Source organism: Streptomyces sp. MNU89 (assembly GCF_020982505.1).
GTDB lineage: Bacteria > Actinomycetota > Actinomycetes > Streptomycetales > Streptomycetaceae > Streptomyces > Streptomyces xinghaiensis.
In genome coordinates, this window is sequence record NZ_JAJKLL010000001.1 from 3,502,752 (window position 1) to 3,523,550 (window position 20,799).

Sequence of the window (20,799 nt, forward strand, 5' to 3'; positions counted from 1 at the left end):
GACACCCGGGCTCGTGCGTAGCCCGGGCCCCGACTGGTTAGGCTCCCTTGCATGAGCAGGCTCCACGTCGTCAGCGGCAAAGGCGGTACCGGGAAGACCACGGTCGCCGCTGCCCTCGCGCTCGCCCTGGCCGATGAGGGGCGGCGCACCCTGCTGGTCGAGGTGGAGGGCCGGCAGGGTATCGCGCAGCTCTTCGAAACGGACGCCCTGCCCTACGAGGAGCGCAAGATCGCGGTCGGTCCGGGCGGCGGCGAGGTGTTCGCCCTCGCCGTGGACGCCGAGCGGGCCCTCCTCGACTATCTGCAGATGTTCTACAAGCTCGGCGGCGCCGGCCGGGCGCTGAAGAAGCTCGGCGCGATCGACTTCGCCACGACCATCGCGCCGGGCCTGCGAGACGTCCTGCTGACCGGCAAGGTGTGCGAGGCCGTCCGCCGCAAGCGGAAGAACGGCCGCCCCGTCTACGACCACGTGATCCTGGACGCGCCGCCGACCGGCCGCATCACCCGCTTTCTGAACGTCAACGACGAGGTCGCCGGGCTGGCCCGGGTGGGGCCGATACACAACCAGGCGCAGGCCGTGATGCGGGTGCTGAAGTCCCCCGAGACGGCCGTCCACCTGGTGACGCTGCTGGAGGAGATGCCCGTCCAGGAGACGGTGGACGGGGTGGCGGAGCTGCGTGCCGCCTCGCTGCCGGTGGGCGGGATCTTCATCAACATGGTGCGGCCGCCGCTGCTCGGCGAGGAGGAGCTGCGCCGGGCCGCGGACGGCGAGCGCCCGGCGGTCGCCAAGGCGTTCTCCCGGGCCGGTCTCGGCGGGGCACGCCGCGGCGGGCTGGCCGAGCGGCTGGTCGATCCGCTGCTGGAGCAGGCCCGGGAACATGTCGTACGGGTCCGGCTGGAGCGGGAGCAGCGCAAGGAGATAGCCGGTCTCGGACTTCCCGCGCCCGAACTGGAGTTCCTGGACGAGGGCGCGGACATCGCCGGTCTCTACCGGCTGGCCAAGGACATACGGAAGCAGGGAGTGCCGGGGGTGGCCGGATGAGCGGCGAGCGTCAGCGGCCGGAGTCCACCGGGCACTCGGTCCTCGACGGGCCGGTGCCCCGGCTGGACACGGACGCCCTCCTGGACGACCCGGGGACACGCATCATCGTGTGCTGCGGCTCGGGCGGGGTGGGGAAGACGACGACGGCCGCGGCCCTGGGCGTACGGGCCGCGGAGCGCGGGCGCAGGGTCGTGGTGCTCACCATCGACCCGGCCCGGCGGCTGGCCCAGTCGATGGGGATCGCCTCCCTCGACAACATCCCGCGCCGGGTGGAGGGACTGTCCGCCGGGGGTGCCGGGGACACCGGCGAGGCCGGCGAGACCGGAGCCGGGGCATCCGGCGAACTCCACGCCATGATGCTCGACATGAAGCGCACCTTCGACGAGATCGTCGAGGCGCACGCCGACCCCGAGCGCGCACGGGCGATTTTGGCGAACCCCTTCTACCAGTCGCTCTCCGCCGGCTTCGCGGGCACGCAGGAGTACATGGCCATGGAGAAGCTGGGCCAGCTCCGGGCGCGCGACGAGTGGGACCTGATCATCGTGGACACCCCGCCGAGCCGGTCCGCGCTGGACTTCCTGGACGCGCCCAAGCGGCTCGGTTCCTTCCTGGACGGCAAGTTCATCCGGGTCCTGATGGCGCCGGCGAAGGTCGGCGGCCGGGCGGGGATGAAGTTCCTCAACGCCGGTATGTCGGTGATGACGGGCACGCTCAGCAAGCTGGTGGGCGGGCAGTTGCTGCGGGACGTCCAGACGTTCGTCGCCGCGATGGACACCATGTTCGGCGGCTTCCGCACCCGGGCCGACGCCACGTACCGGCTGCTGCAGGCGCCCGGTACGGCGTTCCTCGTGGTGGCGGCGCCGGAGCAGGACGCGCTGCGGGAGGCCGCGTACTTCGTGGAGCGGCTCGCGGCCGAGAAGATGCCGCTGGCCGGGCTGGTGCTGAACCGGGTGCACGGCAGCGGGGCCGACCGGATCAGCGCCGAGCGCGCCCTGGCCGCCGCGGAGCAGCTCGAAGCGGAGAACGAGTCGGAAAATCTTGAGAACGGCCGCATCGCCGACGCCGCCGGCGGGCAGGCTGACTCCACCGGGACGGTTCCCGGCGATGGCCGGCCCGCGGACTCCCCCGCCACCCCGGACACCGCCGAGGGCGGCGCCTCCGGCGAGCCGGCGACGGCACGGCCCGCGGCGGCGGACACGGTGGACGGACCCACGGCGGATCAGCTCGCCGCGAGGCTGCTGCGGCTGCACGCCGAGCGCATGCGGACCCTGGCCCGGGAGCAGCGCACCCGGGAGCGCTTCACCGCCGTCCACCCGGATGTGCCGGTGACGGAGGTGGCCGCACTGCCCGGTGACGTACACGACCTGGCGGGTCTGCGTGCCATAGGGGAGCAGTTGGCGGGTCAGCCGGCGGCGGCGTAGTTACCGGCCTCCTCGAGCTCCACGGGCAGCAGGCCCGAGCTCTGCTCGTACTCCGCGCGTGCGGTCTCCAGCAGCCTGCGCCAGGACGTGACCGTCGGCCGCCGGCGCAGCAGTGCTCTCCGCTCCCGCTCCGTCATTCCCCCCCCAGACGCCGAATTCGACGCGATTGTCCAGAGCGTCGGCAAGGCACTCCGTGCGCACCGGACAGCCGGTGCAGACGGCCTTGGCCCTGTTCTGAGCCGCTCCTTGAACGAACAGTTCATCCGGATCGGTAGTGCGGCAGGCTGCCTGCGCACTCCAGTCGGTTACCCAGCCCATGCTGGCGCCGTCCTCTCCCGAATCGAGGCTCCCCCACGGCGGCAGCGGCATATTCACCGTTGCCAGTTGAGGACGTTACGGAAGGTGGACAGAGCGCAACACCCCCAGCGGGCCCAATCTTGAATGGCCCGAACGGACTATGCGTACGCGGCAGATCACCCAACGGAGTGAGCCGGGGACATCACGGAAATCCCGGTCAGAGGGGGGTGGTTCAGGCTCACCCCGACGGAGATCGGGGGGTACATGTCCGCATTGATGACAGATGTCGCACCCGAAGGAGCGGAAGAGAGTACGCGATGACAGCGTCGTTACGCTCGTGATGAGCTTAGGCCAAGGGATGCGTACCTGTCCGGCGAATGAGAACGTAGGCTGCCTCTATGGCTAACAAGCGCCCCGGCGGTGGCCGCTCGACCTCGCGACAGGCCGCCAAGTTCCTCGGTGTCAGTGTGCTCTCCGGAGCCGTGCTGGCCGGCATCGCGCTTCCGGCCGCCGGCGCGCTCGGACTGGTGGCCAAGGGTTCGGTCGAGGGCTTCGACGAGATCCCCGCCAACCTCAAACGCCCGCCGCTGAGCCAGAAGACCAGCATCCTCGACTCCGAGGGCGGTCTGATCGCCACCGTCTACTCGCGCGACCGCACGGTGGTCCCGCTCAAGGACATCTCGCCCTACATGCGGAAGGCGATCGTCGCGATCGAGGACGAGCGCTTCTACGAGCACGGTGCGATCGACCTCAAGGGCATCCTCCGCGCGCTCAACAAGAACGCCCGGTCGGGCGAGGTCTCCGAGGGCGCCTCGACGCTCACCCAGCAGTATGTGAAGAACGTCTTCGTCGAGGAGGCGGGCAACAACGAGGAGAAGTTCGAGGCCGCCACCCAGCAGACCCTCGGGCGCAAGATCAAGGAACTGAAGTACGCGATCCAGGTCGAGGAAGAGCTCGGCAAGAAGAAGATCCTGGAGAACTACCTCAACATCACCTACTTCAGCCAGCAGGCCTACGGCGTGGAGGCGGCGGCGAAGCGTTACTTCAGCAAGTCCGCCAAGGATCTGGAACTGCAGGAGGCCGCGCTGCTGGCCGGCATCGTGCAGTCGCCCAGCCGCTGGGACCCGGTGGCCAACGGCGACCAGGCGCTCAAGCGGCGCAATCTGGTCCTCGACCGGATGGCCGAGCAGGGCCACGTCAGCAAGGACGAGGCCGCCGAGGCCAAGAAGAAGGACCTGGGCCTCGACGTCAGCAAACCGCAGAACGGCTGCATCACCGCCGTGAACGGCGCCGGCTTCTTCTGCGACTACGTCCGCAAGGTCTTCCTGGGCAGCGAGGAGTTCGGCAGGACTCGCGAGGAGCGGAGCAAGCGCTGGAACGAGGGCGGGCTGACCATCCGCACCACCCTCGACCCCAAGGCCCAGAAGTCCGTGCAGGCGTCGGTCAAGGAGCACGTCTACCAGAGCGACGAGGTGGCCGCCGCGGTCTCGCTGGTCGAGCCGGGCACCGGCAAGATCCTCGGCATGGGCCAGTCCCGGCCGTACGGTCTCGCGAAGAACGAGACCACGATCAACTACTCGGTCAACAAGAGCATGGGCGGTGGCATGGGCTACCAGCCCGGCTCGACGTACAAGCCGATCGTCGCGGCGGCCGCGCTCGAGCGGGGCGTCAACCCGTCGCGGTCGTATCCCTCGCCGTACGAGATGACCTACCCGAGCCCGGTGCCGAAGTGCGAGGGCCAGTGGTCGTCGGCGAACCCGCCCAAGGTCGCGAACGAGAACGAGTCCGAGGTCGGCCCGTACGGCATGCGGGAGGCCACCGCGAAGTCGGTGAACACCTACTACGTGCAGCTGATCAGCGACATCGGCATCTGCCCGGTGGTCGAGATGTCGGAGAAGATGGGCATCGAGCCGGCCGGCGGTGACGAGCTCAAGCAGGTGCCGTCCGTCACCCTGGGCGTCCAGGAGATGTCGCCGCTGACCATGGCCGCCGGCTATGCCGCCTTCGCGAGCCGCGGCACGTACTGCACCCCGGTCGCCATCGAGTCGATCAAGGACGCCAACGGCAAGTCCCTGGACGTCCCCAAGAGCAAGTGCACCCGGGCGATGAGCGAGCGGACCGCCGACACGATCAACACCCTGCTGAAGGGCGTTGTCGAGGACGGCACGGGCACCCAGGCCGGTCTCAGCGGACGGCCCAGCGCGGGCAAGACCGGTACCACCGACTCCCGGTACGCGGCCTGGTTCGTGGGCTACACGCCGAACATGGCCGGGGCCGTCTGGGTGGGCGACCCGCAGCACCAGCGCAAGATGATCGACATCACCATCGGCGGCGATTACCACCCCAAGGTCTTCGGTGGCGGGGTCCCCGGCCCGATCTGGCGGGACGCGATGGCGGGAGCGCTGGAGGGCAAGGAGGCGCCGGGCTTCGTCGAGGTGCCGATCGCCGACCCGCCGAAGAAGGACGACAAGGAGAAGGACGAGGACGACCGGAAGCCGCGCGGCCGTTTCCCGGGCGGCGGCAACGGCGGTCTCATCGGTGGCGGTGGCGATGGAGGCGCCGAGCCGAACCCGACGTTCTCCATCCCGGAGGGCTTCATCCAGGGCCCGGGGAACGGCTCCGGCGGACGCCGCTGAGCCGGCCCAGCCCGGCCCGTATCCGACGCGGACGGCCCCGCTCACCCTCCTGCGGGAGAGGGGAGCGGGGCCGTCCGTCCGGGTGCGCGGGGCCGCTGTCCGGCTCTCAGCCGGCGGCGAGCCGCTTCTTGACCTCGGCCGCCACCCGGCCGCCCTCGGCCCGGCCCGCGATCTTCGGGTTGACGATCTTCATGACCGCGCCCATCGCCCGGGGGCCCTCGGCACCGCCGGCCACCGCTTCCTTCACGGCCTCGTCGACGATCGCCACCAGTTCCTCGTCGGACAGCTGCTTCGGCAGGTACTCGGCCAGCACCTCGCCCTCGGCCCTCTCCCGCGCGGCCGACTCGGTACGACCGCCCTGTTCGAAGGCGTCCGCGGACTCGCGGCGCTTCTTCGCCTCGCGGGCGATCACCTTCTGCACCTCGTCGTCGGAGAGCTCGCGGGCGGAGGTGCCCGAGACCTCCTCCTTGGTGATCGCGGTGAGGGTCAGCCGGAGCGTGGAGGAGCGCAGCTCGTCGCGGGACCGGATGGCCGCGGTGAGGTCCTCCTGCAGGCGGTTCTTGAGCGTGGTCATGCCGTGAGTGTGCCAGGAGGGGCGCCGATCCGCCCAGCTCATTAGCCCCGTCCCCCTCGGCTCACCGGCCCCGGGACTCGCCCCGGGCTCACCGTGCGCGTCCGTCGGCGCCTGGGGCCCGCCGGGCACCGGCCGCCTCGTCGCACCGCATCCCTCCGGCTCTGCGACCATGGAGGGATGCGCGCGCGATACGCAGTACCTCTGGGAATCACGGCAGTCGGCGCGGCGGGAGTCGCCTACGCCGCCGGCTTCGAAGTCCGCTCGTTCCGGCTGCGGCGGGTGACGGTGCCCGTCCTGCCGCGCGGGATGCGGCCGTTGCGCGTCCTGCAGGTCTCCGACATCCACATGGTGGGCGGGCAGCGGAAGAAGCAGCGCTGGCTGCGCGAACTGGCCGGGCTGCGGCCCGACTTCGTCGTCAACACCGGCGACAACCTCTCCGACCCGGAGGGCGTGCCGGAGGTGCTGGACGCGCTCGGCCCGCTGATGGAGTTCCCCGGCACCTACGTCTTCGGCTCGAACGACTACTACGCGCCCAAGCTGCGCAACCCCGGCCGCTATCTGCTGGAGAAGGTCCGCGGAGAGCACGGGCTGAACGGCAAGAACGATCCGGCGATCGGCGTCCGCCGCAACCCGTGGGAGGGCCTGCGGGACGCCTTCGACGCCGCCGGCTGGGTCGGCCTGTCGAACTCGCGCGGGCGGCTGAAGCTGAACGGCATCGAGATCGCCCTCACCGGCCTCGACGACCCGCACATCAAGCGGGACCGCTACGAGGAGGTCTCCGGCGGCCCGGAGCAGGACGCGGACTTCTCCCTCGCCCTGGTCCACGCCCCGTATCTGCGCACCCTCGACGCCTTCGCGGCGGACGGCTACCCGCTGATCCTGGCCGGCCACACCCACGGCGGGCAGCTCTGCATCCCCTTCTACGGGGCCCTGGTCACCAACTGCGACCTGGACACCGAGCGCGTGAAGGGCCTCTCCACCCACCGTGCGGCCGGCAACACCGCTTACCTCCACGTCTCGGCGGGCTGCGGCACCAACCGCTACACCCCGGTCCGCTTCGCCTGCCCCCCGGAGGCGACGCTGCTGACGCTGGTGGAACGGCGGGACTGAGCGGGCGCTCGGCCGGGCCGATGGTCCGCGGGGCCCGGGATGAGCGGCCTGAACGGCCTGGACGGTCCCCCGGGCCCCTGGCCTGGGCGACCGCGGCACCGCCCCCGGATATCGGATTTCTCCTGTGGCTCCGGGTCCGCTAAAGTAGAGCTCGTTGCTTCGGGGTGTAGCGCAGCTTGGCAGCGCGCTTCGTTCGGGACGAAGAGGTCGTGGGTTCAAATCCCGCCACCCCGACACAGGTCAGAGGGCCTGGTGTGTAAGTTGCACCAGGCCCTCTGGCATACCCGGGGGCCGAACGGGGGGCCAAACGGATTTGATCAGGCCACCGCGTCGCCCTCTTGCCGGCCTTCCGCCCTCCCCTCTTCCTGATCTTTGGCGAAGATGCCATCCATCGCTTCGGCCCCGGTCGTGATCACGGGCCGGAGCTGTTTCCGGTAGACCGCCTCTGTCGTGGCCTGGCTGCTGTGACCGACCAAGAGGGCGATGGTCTCCAACGGGACCCCGTTGTCCGACAGGATCGACACGAAGCTGCGGCGAAGCTCTCGCGGTGTCCACTCCGGCTTCAGCCCGGCCTTCTTGACGATGGCCTTGAAGTCGCGCCGGACGTTGGCTGCATCAAGCGGCTCGCCACTCCGGGTCGTGAAGACGCGGCCGGTCGGACTCCATTCCAATCCTCTCGATGCCCGCTCCTGCTTCTGCCATCGCATGTGCTCTTCGAGGACGTCCACCACCTGCTTCGGTAGAGCGATGGTCCGGCGGCTCCTCCTGGTCTTCGTCTCGCCGTGCTTGCGCACCGAGCGCCACACCGCGACGTGGGGCGGGATGCCGTCTTTCGGCTCTAGCCTCGCGCTTTCACGAGGTGGGGCGTCCGAGGCTTGATCAGATAAGCGGAGAGTGCTCCTGACCTGCAACGATGGGACTTGTCGAGGGTCCTGTTGGCTGCACGGAAAGAAGCACTCTCCAGGTGAAGAAGCGTATCGGGTCGTACCCGCGTGTCCGCATCGAGGGCGGCGGCCGGGCGGTGGTCTCGCAGGCCGGGGGCGTGCTGCTGGTCGAGACCGTCCGCAAGGCCGGTTTGGACACCGCGATATCCGCGGCGCTGACGCCGTGGCGGAAGCCGCGGGCTGTCCACGATCCGGGGAAGATCCTGCTGGACGTCGCACTGGCGGTGGCGCTGGGCGGGGACTGCCTAGCGGACGTCGGCATGCTGCGGGCCGAGCGGCCGTGTTCGGACGGGTCGCCTCCGACCCGACGGTCTCCCGCCTCGTCGACACCCTCACCGGCTCCGGCGAGAAGGCTTTGGCGGCGATCCGCTCCGCGCGGGCCGAAGCACGCGAGCGGGTCTGGAAGCTGGCCGACAGCAGTGCGCCTGATGCGGACGGGACGGTGACCGTTGACCTCGACGGGGTGCTGGTGGTCGCGCACTCGGACAAGGAGGACGCGGCCCCGACCTGGAAGCGGACCTACGGGCATCACCCGCTCATGGCCTTCGTCGACCACGGGCAGGGTGGCACCGGTGAGCCGGTCGCCGGTCTGCTCAGGCCGGGCAACGCGGGCTCGAACACCGCATCCGACCACATCACCGCCGCCCGGCTGGCCCTGGTCCAGCTGCCGAAGAAGTACCGGCGCGGGCGCCGGACCCTGATCCGCACCGACTCCGCGGGCGGCACCCACGACTTCGTGACCTGGCTTGCCCAGCGTGGGAGATGGCTGTCCTACTCGGTCAGCATGGTGATCACCGATGCGATCCACCAGCATGTCCTGCGCATTCCGGCCTCGGCCTGGACGGCGGCCGTCGAGGCGGACGGCGAGATCCGGGACGGCGCCTGGGTCGCCGAACTCACCGGCGACGTCCTTCACGGCTGGCCCAAGGGCATGCGGCTGATCGTCAGGAAGGAACGGCCGCACCCGGGTGCACAGTTGAGGCTCACGGACGCGGACGGCATGCGGCTGACGTGTTTCGCCACCAACACCGCCGACCGGCCGATCGCCGAGCTCGAGCTCCGTCACCGGCTGCGGGCACGCGCGGAGGACCGGATCCGGGCCGCCCGGGCCACCGGCCTGCGGAATCTTCCTCTGCACCGCACCGCCCAGAACCGGATCTGGCTGGAGATCGTGCAGATCGCTCTCGATCTGCTGGCCTGGATGCCGATGCTCGCTCTGACCGGCAAGGCGAGACTCTGGGAGCCCCGACGCCTGCGACTCCGCCTGTTCGCCACCGCGGGACATCTGGTGACCACCGGCCGCCGGCGGATCCTCCGCCTGGCCCGGCACTGGCCCTTCACCAGCCACATCACCGCCGCCCTCGAACGGCTCGCACTCCTGCCGAACCCCGGCTGACCAGCGGATCCACCCGTCTGCGAGAGAAATCCTCCAGCCGGAGCAGTGGAACCCGGCGTCCACCCGAGACGACACTCGGGCCCGCAGCCTGCCCAACCTCACCCCTCAGAACGAAAACGGTCCACCGACTTCGTCGGCGGACCGTCACGCAAGATCGAGGCTAGGGACCGACGGCTACTAGATCAGCGCCGACCGGGGCGTGGGTGTCTAGTTGATGGGCTCGGGTTCGCCACTAGTGAGCTCGGTCCAGGTGTCGGAGAGGATCTTGTTCTCGACCTGGCTGATGTGCGCCGGGGTGTTCGAGGCTGCCGCTGCGACGACGGTCTCCCCAGTGCTCTTCAGCTTCACCGTCTTCTTGGTGCCGTTCTTCTCCTGCAGACAACCCGTGATCCGAATCCAATGCCGGCGGTCACGCCGCCAGTCAATGGCAGCCAGACGCTGCTTGAACTCGTCAAAGGACACCGCCGGAGTAGGCACCGACTGTTCCCCGATGATTTCGGTGAACCTCTTCACCAACTGCTCAGTCGTATCGTCTCCGGTTGCAGTCTCCTTCTGCATCGCGTCCATGATCGGACCGAGTTTGTCGCGCCGCACCTGGTTGTAGGCCAGTGCGAGGGCCTTGAGGGCGAATGCCCATCCATGGACATACAGCCGTCGGTAGGTGTCCGCCTGCTTGGTGTCGTTCCAGGCACCACCGAATTGACCTTCCAACATTTGCAGGAACTCACGGCAGTACGGCAGCACCGCCTCGATGTGGTGGTGCTTGATGTGCTCGCGCTTGCGGTTGCCGTGGGAGATCACGTTGAGCAGCATCTGCTCGAGCGTCGATGCGTCGACGATATTTTGCACCGCGGTGAGCGTGGCTCCCGTACTGCGGCCATCGGCGACGCGGTTCTCGAAGATGGTGCCCTTGACTGCCTGGTTGCGCAGCTTGGCCAGGGCGGACGAGGTGTCGAAGGTCGCCACCAGGTTGGTGTTCTTCTTCGTGCCGCGTCCATTGCGATCTGCGAAACTCTGGGCCGCCGCGTCGACGTCAACCTTTAGTTCGACCTCAAGTGTCACGAAGAAGGTGTCAAGTGCACCATTCTGGAGAGCGAGACGATTTTGCGCTGCCTCGAAGAGGGCGGCGGTCTGGGTCTGTCCGTCGGCCTGCATGATGGGCCGTTTGGGCAGGTAGATCTCGCCGTAGAGGGCCGCCGGGTTCGCTTCATCGAATGCGACGAAAATGGGCTGAGGGTCCTCCTCGAACTCCTCGACCGACTGCCATCCGGTGACTGTAGGCAGGTAGGCGACCCGCTCACCGCGGACGGCCTCCAAGATGTACCGACTGAAGTCACCACGGTTGGCGGCCTTCGCGCCCTTGAAGTCGCTCTGCGTCTTGAGGTGGGCGGCCTTCATGCCGTTGGCCTCGTAGTCGACAGCTCGTGGCGGATCGGAAGGGTTATACCTTACGAGGTCCGTAAACTGCCGCAGGCTGGGATGGACTGTGACGCAGATGCGGTACCCGCCCTCCGCACCTTTAAGGCACAGCGTGCCGCGGATAGCGTGCCGCTTCTCACTCTCATGCTGGAAGCGGTAGCGATGCTGCTCGAAGTTGGCTCGTGCCTCCTCGTCCGAGCTGACACGCAGGATGCGCAGGCCCCCGTATGTCTCATCCTCAGGGATTTCGTCGGTGTTGATCAGCTTCTGCTGACTGATGAACGGCGTACTCATGGCGTCTCCTGCTGGGAGGGCTCGGCGCCCGTCGAGGCGAGCAGCCCGGACTGGCCTGGAATCACGGGAAGCGATGTGGGCTCTGCGAAGGTCGGGATGCCACCTGCGTGAGCAAGGGCGGGAGGCAGATCGACTAGCTCGATCGAAAGGTTCATCCTCTCAACGGTGTAGCGAAGCTCGGGCTGAAAGTTGAACGCTGCGATGACGCCACGGATCAAACAGTCGTTGCCGGCGGCTTCCTCAGCCCGGCGCGCCATGGCCACGTAGACCAGGATCTGCCCAAGCGCCTCGTAACTCGCACTGATCTTGAACTCCCACAGGCGAGTGACGTTGCTCCGGTCAATGGTGCGCATATCCCCGCGCACGGCCGTGCCGTCGTAACTGTTCTCCCGGGCGATAAGCAACTCGCCCGGACGGTGCTGGGCCAGTTCCGAAGCGTAGTAATCCCGCACTCTGCACTCGCGCTCATGCAGCACCCGATCCCCCGTCGTTGCGTCCAACTCTCGCCTCCGTCAACCCTGCCTCAGAGAGGTTAGTTGACAGCTCGTCAAGTCGCAAGCAAATCTCCGAGATGCGAACCCGCACCGCCGAGACGGCAGCGTGCACGCACGGCTGGACATGGACCGGCAGCCTGCGTGAGTACTGCGCCCGGTACTCCACCCTCCGCAGACGCCGCGGGCCTCCGCTCTGTCCCGCGGCGACCAGACTCATCGGAGCGTGGAGGGTGTCGGTACCGAATGACATGCGACAGCCTCAGGACGGTGAGGACTGGGGCTGTGTGCAGTCGACTTCCCCGCCATCGGGGCTGACTGTCGTCAACGAAGGTTCTGACGGGGCATGTCGAAGATCCCGGCCGTCAGTTGAGCGGGCCCAAGCTGGGTGGGGAGCTCCCGGAACGGGCCGCGACAAGGCGGAGCACGAGATGCAGAGTCATTCGGATACTGCGTGATACCCCCCTCAGACCATGCCTGAACAGGGGAAATGTTCCTCCGGCGGGGGCCAATCGGGGGGCCAAACCAGGCAGCCACGCCAGGACTGTCCCGGACGGTAGTGAACGGCACTGGAGCTGAATGAGCAGGTCAGCGACCGCGAGACGAGGTCGCAAAGGGGCCTCATCGCGTTCGGGACGAAGAGGTCGTGGGTTCAAATCCCGCCACCCCGACTGAAGAAACACCAGGTCAGGGGCCTGATCCGCATCGCGGGTCGGGCCCCTGAGTGGTTCCGGGGGGCGTTTCGGGAGCCGTTTGGGAGCCAAGTTCGGGATGCGGCTCCCCGGCGGCTCCCGTATTCCTTGCGCCGAGCCCATCGACCAGCTGCGGTCGTCGGACTCCTCCGACTTCCTCAGCCAGTCACCAGTTCTTCTGTCGCTTCTTGTCTCGCCCGCCCTCCCGGTGGGTCCGGAAGCATGTGCTCAAACGCATGCCGTCGCCCCTGTGATCTCGACACACCATCACCAGCAAGAGTCAGATATTGGGCTGTCATGCGAGGCTACGTCGGCAGCACTCCGGCAGCGACATCGATACCGATCAGCGCTCGCGATAGCGCGCGAAGACGCGAGAGCGCTCCTGCTCCCAGGTCCACTCCGCCGCCGTCCGGTAGAACGGCGCTCCTTTGGCCAACTCAAAGAACTGGCTGGCGGGCCTGCCGGTTGCCTTGAGAATCACAATGGACGAGAGCATCGGCTCCGGCCCCTGGCTGTCTCGTCGGCAAGCGTCGCCCAGCAAGAGGCTGATGATCAGACCGCGGTAGTGGACATTGTGCCCCTTCTCCTTCAGTTCTTCGCTGAGGGACTTGTACCAGCCGTCGGTACGGCCCTGTCGTGCCCAGCGCCGAAGGATTTCCATCGTCCCGTCCAGCGCAGACAGGTACTCGGCATCGCCCTGCTTCATCGAACCCCCCACCCCCTCTCGGCAACTCCCCCACAGTAGGCGGGACACGCGCTTGACGGCACCGGTCACCGCGTGCAGGGGGCAATGGGTCAGCAGTCATGGGCGCAAGTTCGGACTGGATCCGACGATCTCCTGGCCGCGTATGGGATGTACCGGCGGACGTAGCGGCGTCGACTCGGCCACCCAGTGACTTTCCGCGCCGACCGGGCAGGGATGGAACAACTCTTCAATCATCAAAGGAAAGTTGGACCGGGCGATGGTTGCGAAGGGGGACGCCGGCGCTGAAGCCGGCACACCACAGGTACGGGGCGCCGGGAACAGGGTCCGCCCGCGCCTGCCGGCCCACCAGGGCGGGACGCGGTCGGCGTCCTCGATGAAGGTGGGCCACATGCGCCAGTCGAGGTCGGACAGGGTGTCGTCGATCCGCTCGGCGCGCACACCGTCGTCACCGGCCGGATGACGCGGGGTGACCCAGTACACCGGGTCCGGCAGGTTTGTCGCTGCGCAGCCGCTCACCAGCCGTTTCTAGATCTTTCCTGTCCTCCTGTGGCGGTGGATGGATGGACATGTGGGTTCTTACGTTTCGCGTCGGAATCTCACGCCTTGTGCCGGATGGATCCGACCCGGCGCTGAGACGCACGGCCACGCCGGGAACAGCGGGTCCGGCCGGCACTGTTGCATCGACCGAGGGACGGGCGCTGCACGGGCGAAGAACTCGGAGACCACAAAGTCGTCTGCCCCGACAGGATCCGGGCCCCGGGATCGCGGTACGCCCGCCGCGCACTCGGACCAAGACGTATTTCTGCAGGAGGACTGCTCGATGACTGACCGGCCCTTGACGCTCATGGCGGTTCACGCCCACCCCGACGACGAGGCCACCGGAACCGGAGGGGTCCTCGCGCGGTACGCGGCGGAAGGCATCCGCACGGTTCTCGTGACGTGTACCGACGGCGGTTGCGGTGACGGACCGGGGGGTGTCAAGCCGGGCGATCCCGGGCACGATCCGGCGGCCGTCGCCTTGATGCGCCGTCAAGAACTCAGGGCGAGTTGTGACGTCCTGAAGGTCAGCGATCTGGAGATGCTGGACTATGCCGACTCCGGGATGACGGGCTGGCCGAGCAACGACGCCCCCGGATCCTTCTGGCAGACCCCCGTGGAGGAAGGCGCGGCCCGACTCGCGGAGCTCATGCGGCACTACCGACCTGATGTGGTCGTCACCTACGACGAGAACGGCTTCTACGGTCACCCCGACCACATCCAGGCCAACCGCATCACGATGGCGGCGCTGGAGATGACCGCGCTGACACCGAAGGTGTACTGGACCACGATGCCCCGCTCGGGGATGCAGCGGTTCGGCGAGATCATGCGCGAGTTCCATCCGGACATGCCGGAGCCGGATCCTGCCGAGGCCGCCGCGATGGCCGAGATCGGCCTCCCCGACGATGAGATCACCACGTGGGTGGACACCACCGCGTTCAGCGCCCAGAAGTTCGACGCGCTGGCCGCGCACGCCAGTCAGGGCGAGAACATCTTCTTCCTCAGGATGGGCAAGGAGAGGTTCGCCGAGTTGATGGGCATGGAGACCTTCGTACGTGTCCAGGACGCCACCGGCGAGGCCGTACCCGAGAACGATCTCTTCGCCGGACTGCGCTGATCCACTCATCCGGAGCGGAGCCCTGGAGAGCTCAGTGCCATAGTGACCAGGTCGGTTGGCAATGCGTGGTGTCTCATCAGCGGCACCAGGCAGGAATCGGCCGTTCCCTCGGCTGCTGGGGCCTCCGCATGAGACTCCGGCCGTGACGGTGGCGGCCGTGCCGGGGGTGGTCATCGAGCGGGAAATCCTTGTGCCCGGCCCCGGGCCCCGCCGTTACCCTCGGCCCTCATGAACCAGCGGCAGCGGAAGAAGCTCTCCCGGCGTCTCTTCGGAGCGGTTCTCGTGGGTGATGCCGCCCAGGTGAAGGCGGTTCTGCGCGCCGGAGCCGATCCGGAGCGGAGGGACGGCGACGGCGTCACCCCTCTCTACGCGGCATCCGTGCAGGGTGCCGCGGACATCGTTCGCCTGCTCCTGGCGGCCGGGGCCTCCCCCGACACCGAGAGCCGCGGACCCGGCTCGGAGGGCACGCCGTTGTGCGCAGCCGCCTGCTGGGGGCACGCCGAGACGGTGCGGGAGCTGTTGGCGTACGGCGCGGATCCGAACCAGCGCGAGGACCACGGCACCGGCCTTTCCCCGCTGGCGTGGGCCGACGCCGGCCCCCACCCGGAGACGGCCGGTCTCCTCGTCGCGGCGGGGGCAACCCGGTCTCGGTAGCGCACACGCACGGCAGTATGCGCGCGCCCGTCACTCCCGGCGGCTTGCCTCGTCCGTGGCGCGCAGGCGGGCGATGACCGTCTCCAAGCCGTCCTGGATGGCCGTCAGTTGTGCCGTCGGTATGTCGCCGAAGAGGTGCGTGGCCAGTTCGTCGCGGCCGGCTTGCAGGCCGGCGGTCAGGGTGCGGCCCGGTTCCGTGAGGGTGACCAGGGTGGCGCGGCGGTCGTCCGGGTGGGGCTCGCGGGCGACCAGGCCGTCGGCCTGGAGGGCGTCCAGCAGGCCGGTGACGTTGCGCGGGGTGACGCGCAGGTGCGCGGCCAGGGCCCGTTGCGTCATCGGTCCGTGGTGGAGGAGCGCCCACAGCAGCCCGGCCCGGGCCCGGGTCAGTCCGCGTTCGGCGACGCCACGCTCCATCAGTGCGCCGAGCACTTCGGCGAGTTCGAAGAGCCGGTTCAGCGAGGCGCTGGCGGAAGCGGTCTCCCCGGGCCTATCGTGAAGTGGCTTCACTATGTAGCACCTCCACGCTCCATCGTAGCCCCGAGACACTGCCGCCGAGCAGGACGGTGACCCACCATGACCCCACAGACCGCCGCGCGGGCCAGAAGCCATCCGGTCTTCGCCCGCGTCTACGCGAAGTACGCGGGGCCCGCCCTGGACCGGGCCGGCATCACGCAATACCGCAAACGCCTGCTGTCCGGCCTCACCGGTGAGGTCGTCGAGATCGGCGCGGGCAACGGGCTGAACTTCGCCCACTACCCGCCCGGGGTGCAGCGGGTGGTGGCCGTCGAACCCGAGCCGCGCCTGCGGTCCCTGGCTGGGCTGAGCGCCCGCACGGCACCGGTCCCGGTGGACGTCGTCGGCGCCGTCGCCGAGCAACTTCCGTACTCCGACAGCTCGTTCGACGCCGCTGTCGCCTGCCTCACCCTGTGTTCGGTGGCCGACCCGCACGCCGCCCTCGCCGAGCTCCACCGGGTCCTGCGCCCCGGCGGGCAGCTCCGCTTCTTCGAACACGTACGCGCCGATACGCCCGGGATGCGCCGTATCCAGCGGGCCCTGGACGCCACTCTTTGGCCCCTGCTGGCGGGCGGCTGCCACACCGGCCGCGACACCGGGGCGGCCGTCGTCGCCGCCGGGTTCACGGTCACCTCGCTGGAGAAGTTCCCCTTCCCCGAGAGCGGCTTCCCCTCCCCCGCGAGCACCCACATCCTCGGCACCGCCGAGCGCCCCCGTCGGGCCGGTACGCCGTGACCGTCCGCGGCGACGAGACGGCGCCGGCACCACCGCCGGGCGCGGACGGGCCGGCCGCCCGGGCCTCCTTCACCCAGCGGGAAAGCCCGGCCGGCAAGCGCTCGCCGCAGCGTTCTCCACGGCTCCGTTGTCCGCGCGGTGTTCTCCGGCCGCGGTGCGGGAAGCCGCCGGGGCCGTGCGCTCGTCCTGCCGCTCCCCCTTCCGCCGCGTCATCCCCACCCCGGCCAGGACGACCACCATGCCGATGACCACCCGCGGGCCGATGTCCTCGTTCAGGACGAGCGCGCCCAGCAGTACGGAGACCACCGGCAGCAGATAGCCGACCACGGCGGCGTTGGTGGCGCCCTCCTCGGCGATCATGCGGTAGGTGAGATGGAAGGTGATCCCGGTGGTGAAGACGCCGAGGATCACGACCGCGATCAGCGTCGTCGTGCCCAACTCCGGTGCTTCCAGGCCCCCGGCGGGCAGGGCGAACGCGACCAGGCCCGTCGCGGCGGTGAGCTGGGCGGCGGAGAGCGAGAGGGTGGGGATGCCCCGGCCGACGAGGGTGCGGCCCATGTAGGTGAAGGCGACGGCGTAGCTCGCCGCGGCGGCGACGATGGCGAGGGCGCCCCAGCCGACGGGGCCGTTGTCCTGCCAGGGGGCGAAGATGACGGCGGTGCCCGCGAAGCCGAGCAGCAGTCCGGCCAGGCGTACGGGGCGCGGTCCGCGTTCCGTGCCGAGGACGAGGCCGAGGGTCAGGGACCAGAGCGGGGTGGTCGCGTTGAGGACGCCGGCCAGGCCGGAGCCGACGGTCTGCTGGCCCAGGCTGAACAGCGCGAACGGCAGGGCGTTGCAGAAGAGCGCGGCGATGACGATGTGCCGCCAGACGGCGCGTCCCCGCGGCAGCCGCCGGCCCGTCGCGAGTCCCGCGACGACGAGGACGAGGGCGCCCAGCGTGCAGCGGGCGAGGGTGACCTGAAGGGGCGACAGCCCGCGCAGCGCCAGCTCCGTCCACAGGAACGTCGATCCCCACAGCAGGGCGAGCACGGCCACCCGCGCCCCGCCGCCCACCAGGCTCCGCGTGCCGCTGTTCACAGCGTTTCCTCCATCGGTCCATCGCCCCCGGTCGGCCGGTCCGTCCGCCGGTGCTTCGACGGTGGCCCATCCGAAGTTTCAGGACAAGCAAAAAGTTCTGCACACACCGTTAAGCTGAGCTGCATGCTCGACGTCAGGCGACTCCAGGTCCTACGCGCGGTCGTCACCAGCGGAACCGTCACCGCTGCCGCCGCGCACCTCGGCTACACCCCGTCCGCCGTCAGCCAGCAGGTGTCGGCGCTGGAGAAGCAGGCGGGTACGGCGCTGCTGGAGCGGGTCGGCCGGGGGGTACGGCCCACGGCGGCGGGCCTGCTGCTCACCGAGCACGCCGCGCTGATCAGTGCGGCCGTCGCCCGGGCCGAGACGGCCCTGGCCGATCTGCGCGCCGGGCGCACCGGCCGGCTGTCGGTGCGCTACTTCGCCACGGCGGGCTCCACCCTGGTGGCGCCCGCGCTGGCCCGGCTCCGCGAGGATCACCCCGGTGTCCGGATCGACCTCCGACTTGCCGACCCCGGGGACCCGTACCGGGAGGTGGCGCAGGGCCGGGCGGATGTGTCCGTGGTCGTGCGGGCCTCGGGCCACCGAACCGACGACGGCGGCGTCCGTGTGGTGCACCTCCTGGACGACCCGTACGCCGCCGTGCTGCCCGCCGGACATCCGCTCGCCGAGCAGGAGGTGCTGGACCTGCACGAGCTGGCCGGGGAGCAGTGGGTCGGCAGCGAGCCACCGGGGCCCTGCCTCGAACCGGTACTCGGCTCCTGTGCGGCGGCGGGTTTCAGCCCCGATTTCGTGATCCAGAGCGAGGACTACGCGACCGCGCAGGGCTTCGTGGCAGCCGGTCTCGGCGTCGGCCTGATGCCGGGGCTGGCGCTGCGCACCCCGCACCCCGGCGTCGTCGTACGGCGCGTCCGCAACCCCGAACCGGTCAGGGTCATCTCGGCGGCGGCCCGGAAGACCTCCCTGGAGCAGCCCGCCCTGCTCGCGCTCCTCGACGCCCTCCGGAACGCGGCCACCGCGGCCGCCCGCCCGGCCCGCCCGACGCCCACGCGCCGGACTGACCCGGGTCCGCGCCGGTCGTCACCGCGCCCCGCCCCGGGCGCCTGACCTCTGCCCCGCGTGCCCTGTGGAGGCGGGCGCGTGGGGAACCCATGCGCGAGCTCGACAGCGCTCTCCGCGCCCGAGGGCGATGGGGCAGAACGGCATGGATCACGTGCCGAGCAAGCCAGTCGAGGCGTCCGTCGGCACCTCCGCCCAGACCGTCTTGCCCACCGGGTGACGGGGCGCGCAGCCCCAGCGCACGGCCAGGACGTCCACCAGCAGCAGCCCGCGGCCCGACTCACCCTCGGGGCACGACGGAGGCGGGGCGGCGGGCGGCCGCTTCCCGGAGGCCGCGTCGGCGACCTCGATCCGGACCAGGCCCGCCGCGCCGTCCAGGCCGAGCCGGAGGCCGAAGTCCCGCCCCGGTACGCGGCCGTGCCGCGCGGCGTTCGCGGCGAGCTCCCCGACGACGAGCGCGACCGCGCAGGACACGTCGGACTCCGGCGGGTACCCCCAGTCCTCCATGCGCCGCACGGCGAGACGCCGGGCGAGCCGCGCGCCTCGGGGCGAGGACGCGAACTGCGCCGAGAACTGCGGTGCAGGTGCTGGGCGTTCGCCGGTCTCGCCATCGGGCTCGACGGCCTCCGCCACCGGGGATCCGGTGCCCCTCCGTGATCCTTCGCCCGAGGTCGTCGTTCCTGTCAGCACAGCGGTTTCCGTCCTTGCCTGTTGAGCCTTGGTACAGCTCGCGGTGTACGCGAGTCGTCACGTTGAGTACCCAAGAGTGGCCCGCCGGTCCTAGGCTCAGGAAGAGGATTCATCCATATCTTTCAGCATGTAAGGAACGGAAGTAACGCAATGGCCAAGGGAATTGACCCCAGCGCGTCCATGGCGGCCCTTTTCGGCGCACGGGTGCGGCGGCTCCGTACGGCGGCCGGGCTGACGCAGGCGGAACTCGGCCAGAAAACGCACGTCGTGAGCACCCGGATCACCCAGATCGAACGGGCCTCCGGGGCGAAACCGACGCTGGCGCTGGCACGGTCGCTCGACGCAGTCCTCGGCGCGGACAACCTGCTGGTCGACCTGTGGCCGTATGTGTACCGGGAAGCGTTCCCGGACTGGTCGCGGGCGTTCATGGCACATGCGGAACGGGCGGTGTTCATCGGCCAGTACGCGGCCCATGTGGTGCCCGGCCTGCTCCAGACCGAGGAGTACGCGCGGGAGGTCCTGAGCGTCGGACTCACGCTGAGCAGCGACGCGCAGTTGGAGGAGCGTGTCGCCGCACGCATGGGACGACAGGAACGGCTCCACACAGCCGACCGGCCGGCCCTGTGGGCCGTCCTCGACGAGGCAGTGCTGCGGCGTCCGATCGGCGGTCCGGCGGTGATGCGTGGGCAGTTGGAGCGGCTGCTGGAGGCCGCAGCGACGCCCAACGTCACCGTGCAGGTGCTGCCGTTCGAGCAGGGTGCGCACGACGCGATGGGCGGCTCGCTGACGATGCTCACGCTGCTCGACGGCTCGGATGTCGCCTACACGGAAGGCGCGCATTACGGCCAACTCGTCGAGGAACCAACCGAGGTGAGGCAGTTCGTCCTGACCTACGATCGGCTGCGGGCGGCAGCTCTGCCCCCGCTCATGTCGCTCGACATGATCCGATCCGTGATGGAGGACAACCGTGGAGCGAAAGTCCCGTCCCGATCTGAACGGCGCCGCGTGGCGCAAGAGCAGCTACAGCAATCAGGAAGGGGGCGACTGCGTGGAGGTGGCGGACGGATTCCCCGGCGTCGTGCCCGTCCGTGACAGCAAAGCCCCACACGGCCCCGCCCTGGCCTTCGAGGCCCGCTCCTGGACGACGTTCATAGCCGAGCTGAAGGCCGGCCGGCACCGGGTCTGAGCCAACCGGTCGCCGGTCGAAGGCCGTCTCCCGGATCCGCCGGTTCCTTGTCCACCAGGGACCGGCGGGCCGCTGACCTCCCAAAGAACCGGGAACAGAACTACCCGCCCACCCACCCTCCCGGCCCGTGTCACCCGTCCGGGTGACCGGCTTGCCGGGGCGGGATTTGGGCCGTTACGTTCACCGGGACAACCGCAAACAGAGACGGCCCCC

General features: G+C 69.5%; 19 protein-coding genes, 1 tRNA gene and 2 pseudogenes. 12 read left to right on the forward strand and 10 right to left on the reverse strand.

What is annotated here, in order from left to right; translation table 11 throughout:
• Positions 1 to 51: 51 nt before the first annotated feature.
• Both E4N63_RS14995 and E4N63_RS15000 read left to right on the forward strand, forming a co-directional pair.
• Positions 52 to 1,041, forward strand: coding sequence for an ArsA-related P-loop ATPase (locus E4N63_RS14995; protein WP_230240914.1), 990 nt, complete (start codon positions 52 to 54; stop codon positions 1,039 to 1,041).
• Positions 1,038 to 2,462, forward strand: a complete 1,425-nt coding sequence (locus tag E4N63_RS15000; protein WP_230240915.1) for an ArsA family ATPase — start codon at positions 1,038 to 1,040, stop codon at positions 2,460 to 2,462. Before E4N63_RS14995 ends, E4N63_RS15000 begins: the two co-directional genes overlap by 4 nt.
• Here E4N63_RS15000 and E4N63_RS15005 read toward each other — a convergent pair.
• A pseudogene (locus E4N63_RS15005) lies at positions 2,444 to 2,780 on the reverse strand (WhiB family transcriptional regulator). The gene E4N63_RS15000 and the pseudogene E4N63_RS15005 sit on opposite strands and share 19 nt — an antisense overlap.
• Positions 2,781 to 3,157: 377 nt before the next feature.
• Here E4N63_RS15005 and E4N63_RS15010 point away from each other — a divergent pair.
• Positions 3,158 to 5,395, forward strand: coding sequence for a transglycosylase domain-containing protein (locus tag E4N63_RS15010; protein ID WP_230240916.1), 2,238 nt, complete (start codon positions 3,158 to 3,160; stop codon positions 5,393 to 5,395).
• A gap of 106 nt (positions 5,396 to 5,501) precedes the next feature.
• On the opposite strand, the gene E4N63_RS15015 is transcribed toward E4N63_RS15010, so the two are convergent.
• Entirely contained in the window at positions 5,502 to 5,969 is a 468-nt protein-coding gene (locus E4N63_RS15015; RefSeq protein WP_230240917.1) for a GatB/YqeY domain-containing protein, read from the reverse strand.
• 177 nt (positions 5,970 to 6,146) lie between these two features.
• Between E4N63_RS15015 and E4N63_RS15020 the strand changes: the two genes are divergently transcribed.
• Together E4N63_RS15020 and E4N63_RS15025 are read left to right on the forward strand one after the other, a co-directional pair.
• Complete coding sequence (locus E4N63_RS15020) at positions 6,147 to 7,079, forward strand: metallophosphoesterase (RefSeq protein WP_043464713.1); 933 nt, start codon at positions 6,147 to 6,149, stop codon at positions 7,077 to 7,079.
• 160 nt (positions 7,080 to 7,239) lie between these two features.
• A tRNA-Pro gene (locus tag E4N63_RS15025) sits at positions 7,240 to 7,313 on the forward strand.
• Between the two features lie 83 nt (positions 7,314 to 7,396).
• On the opposite strand, the gene E4N63_RS15030 is transcribed toward E4N63_RS15025, so the two are convergent.
• Complete coding sequence (locus E4N63_RS15030) at positions 7,397 to 7,873, reverse strand: tyrosine-type recombinase/integrase (RefSeq protein ID WP_308188695.1); 477 nt, start codon at positions 7,871 to 7,873, stop codon at positions 7,397 to 7,399.
• A 170-nt stretch (positions 7,874 to 8,043) separates the two neighbouring features.
• Here E4N63_RS15030 and E4N63_RS15035 point away from each other — a divergent pair.
• A pseudogene (locus E4N63_RS15035) lies at positions 8,044 to 9,419 on the forward strand (IS1380 family transposase).
• 207 nt (positions 9,420 to 9,626) lie between these two features.
• On the opposite strand, the gene E4N63_RS15040 reads toward E4N63_RS15035, so the two are convergent.
• The 4 genes from E4N63_RS15040 to E4N63_RS15055 all read right to left on the reverse strand — a co-directional run bounded on the left by E4N63_RS15040 (position 9,627) and on the right by E4N63_RS15055 (position 13,537).
• Entirely contained in the window at positions 9,627 to 11,132 is a 1,506-nt protein-coding gene (locus tag E4N63_RS15040) for a DNA sulfur modification protein DndB (RefSeq protein ID WP_230240918.1), read from the reverse strand.
• On the reverse strand, positions 11,129 to 11,632 hold the full coding sequence (locus E4N63_RS15045) for a hypothetical protein (RefSeq protein WP_230240919.1): 504 nt from the start codon (positions 11,630 to 11,632) through the stop codon (positions 11,129 to 11,131). The genes E4N63_RS15040 and E4N63_RS15045 overlap by 4 nt, the downstream gene beginning before the upstream one ends.
• 1,026 nt (positions 11,633 to 12,658) lie before the next feature.
• Complete coding sequence (locus tag E4N63_RS15050) at positions 12,659 to 13,021, reverse strand: hypothetical protein (RefSeq protein WP_230240920.1); 363 nt, start codon at positions 13,019 to 13,021, stop codon at positions 12,659 to 12,661.
• Between the two features lie 96 nt (positions 13,022 to 13,117).
• Positions 13,118 to 13,537, reverse strand: coding sequence for a hypothetical protein (locus E4N63_RS15055; RefSeq protein WP_230240921.1), 420 nt, complete (start codon positions 13,535 to 13,537; stop codon positions 13,118 to 13,120).
• A gap of 304 nt (positions 13,538 to 13,841) precedes the next feature.
• Here E4N63_RS15055 and E4N63_RS15060 point away from each other — a divergent pair, with 304 nt between their 5' ends.
• Positions 13,842 to 14,675, forward strand: coding sequence for a PIG-L family deacetylase (locus E4N63_RS15060; protein ID WP_230240922.1), 834 nt, complete (start codon positions 13,842 to 13,844; stop codon positions 14,673 to 14,675).
• Positions 14,676 to 14,903: 228 nt separating this feature from the next.
• On the forward strand, positions 14,904 to 15,329 hold the full coding sequence (locus E4N63_RS15065; protein ID WP_230240923.1) for an ankyrin repeat domain-containing protein: 426 nt from the start codon (positions 14,904 to 14,906) through the stop codon (positions 15,327 to 15,329).
• Positions 15,330 to 15,359: 30 nt separating this feature from the next.
• On the opposite strand, the gene E4N63_RS15070 is transcribed toward E4N63_RS15065, so the two are convergent.
• A complete protein-coding gene (locus tag E4N63_RS15070; RefSeq protein WP_221772592.1) occupies positions 15,360 to 15,836 on the reverse strand; it encodes a MarR family winged helix-turn-helix transcriptional regulator in 477 nt (158 codons plus the stop codon).
• Between the two features lie 66 nt (positions 15,837 to 15,902).
• Here E4N63_RS15070 and E4N63_RS15075 point away from each other — a divergent pair, with 66 nt between their 5' ends.
• Positions 15,903 to 16,577: a class I SAM-dependent methyltransferase gene (locus tag E4N63_RS15075; RefSeq protein ID WP_230240924.1), complete on the forward strand. Its 675-nt coding sequence runs from the start codon at positions 15,903 to 15,905 to the stop codon at positions 16,575 to 16,577.
• A gap of 69 nt (positions 16,578 to 16,646) precedes the next feature.
• Here the strand turns inward: E4N63_RS15075 and E4N63_RS15080 are convergent, their stop codons facing one another.
• On the reverse strand, positions 16,647 to 17,654 hold the full coding sequence (locus tag E4N63_RS15080) for a DMT family transporter (protein ID WP_230240925.1): 1,008 nt from the start codon (positions 17,652 to 17,654) through the stop codon (positions 16,647 to 16,649).
• Positions 17,655 to 17,777: 123 nt separating this feature from the next.
• Here E4N63_RS15080 and E4N63_RS15085 point away from each other — a divergent pair, with 123 nt between their 5' ends.
• On the forward strand, positions 17,778 to 18,758 hold the full coding sequence (locus tag E4N63_RS15085; RefSeq protein WP_230240926.1) for a LysR family transcriptional regulator: 981 nt from the start codon (positions 17,778 to 17,780) through the stop codon (positions 18,756 to 18,758).
• A gap of 102 nt (positions 18,759 to 18,860) precedes the next feature.
• Here E4N63_RS15085 and E4N63_RS15090 read toward each other — a convergent pair whose 3' ends face one another.
• The gene (locus E4N63_RS15090) at positions 18,861 to 19,343 is read right to left on the reverse strand and encodes an ATP-binding protein (protein ID WP_230240927.1); all 483 of its coding nucleotides are present in this window, start codon (positions 19,341 to 19,343) and stop codon (positions 18,861 to 18,863) included.
• 237 nt (positions 19,344 to 19,580) lie between these two features.
• Between E4N63_RS15090 and E4N63_RS15095 the strand changes: the two genes are divergently transcribed.
• Both E4N63_RS15095 and E4N63_RS15100 read left to right on the forward strand, forming a co-directional pair.
• The gene (locus E4N63_RS15095; protein WP_230242494.1) at positions 19,581 to 20,492 is read left to right on the forward strand and encodes a helix-turn-helix transcriptional regulator; all 912 of its coding nucleotides are present in this window, start codon (positions 19,581 to 19,583) and stop codon (positions 20,490 to 20,492) included.
• Entirely contained in the window at positions 20,455 to 20,586 is a 132-nt protein-coding gene (locus tag E4N63_RS15100; RefSeq protein ID WP_230240928.1) for a DUF397 domain-containing protein, read from the forward strand. Before E4N63_RS15095 ends, E4N63_RS15100 begins: the two co-directional genes overlap by 38 nt.
• Positions 20,587 to 20,799: the final 213 nt, after the last annotated feature.

What these genes read in the sequence shown, in the direction of transcription:
- E4N63_RS15000 (WP_230240915.1), top strand. Translation starts at nt 1,038, where the DNA reads ATGAGCGGCGAGCGTCAGCGGCCGGAGTCCACCGGGCACTCGGTCCTC.
- E4N63_RS14995 (WP_230240914.1), top strand. Translation starts at nt 52, where the DNA reads ATGAGCAGGCTCCACGTCGTCAGCGGCAAAGGCGGTACCGGGAAGACC.
- E4N63_RS15050 (WP_230240920.1), bottom strand. Translation starts at nt 13,021, where the DNA reads ATGAAGCAGGGCGATGCCGAGTACCTGTCTGCGCTGGACGGGACGATG.
- E4N63_RS15015 (WP_230240917.1), bottom strand. Translation starts at nt 5,969, where the DNA reads ATGACCACGCTCAAGAACCGCCTGCAGGAGGACCTCACCGCGGCCATC.
- E4N63_RS15040 (WP_230240918.1), bottom strand. Translation starts at nt 11,132, where the DNA reads ATGAGTACGCCGTTCATCAGTCAGCAGAAGCTGATCAACACCGACGAA.
- E4N63_RS15085 (WP_230240926.1), top strand. Translation starts at nt 17,778, where the DNA reads ATGCTCGACGTCAGGCGACTCCAGGTCCTACGCGCGGTCGTCACCAGC.
- E4N63_RS15060 (WP_230240922.1), top strand. Translation starts at nt 13,842, where the DNA reads ATGACTGACCGGCCCTTGACGCTCATGGCGGTTCACGCCCACCCCGAC.
- E4N63_RS15065 (WP_230240923.1), top strand. Translation starts at nt 14,904, where the DNA reads ATGAACCAGCGGCAGCGGAAGAAGCTCTCCCGGCGTCTCTTCGGAGCG.
- E4N63_RS15095 (WP_230242494.1), top strand. Translation starts at nt 19,581, where the DNA reads ATGGCGGCCCTTTTCGGCGCACGGGTGCGGCGGCTCCGTACGGCGGCC.
- E4N63_RS15020 (WP_043464713.1), top strand. Translation starts at nt 6,147, where the DNA reads ATGCGCGCGCGATACGCAGTACCTCTGGGAATCACGGCAGTCGGCGCG.
- E4N63_RS15075 (WP_230240924.1), top strand. Translation starts at nt 15,903, where the DNA reads ATGACCCCACAGACCGCCGCGCGGGCCAGAAGCCATCCGGTCTTCGCC.
- E4N63_RS15010 (WP_230240916.1), top strand. Translation starts at nt 3,158, where the DNA reads ATGGCTAACAAGCGCCCCGGCGGTGGCCGCTCGACCTCGCGACAGGCC.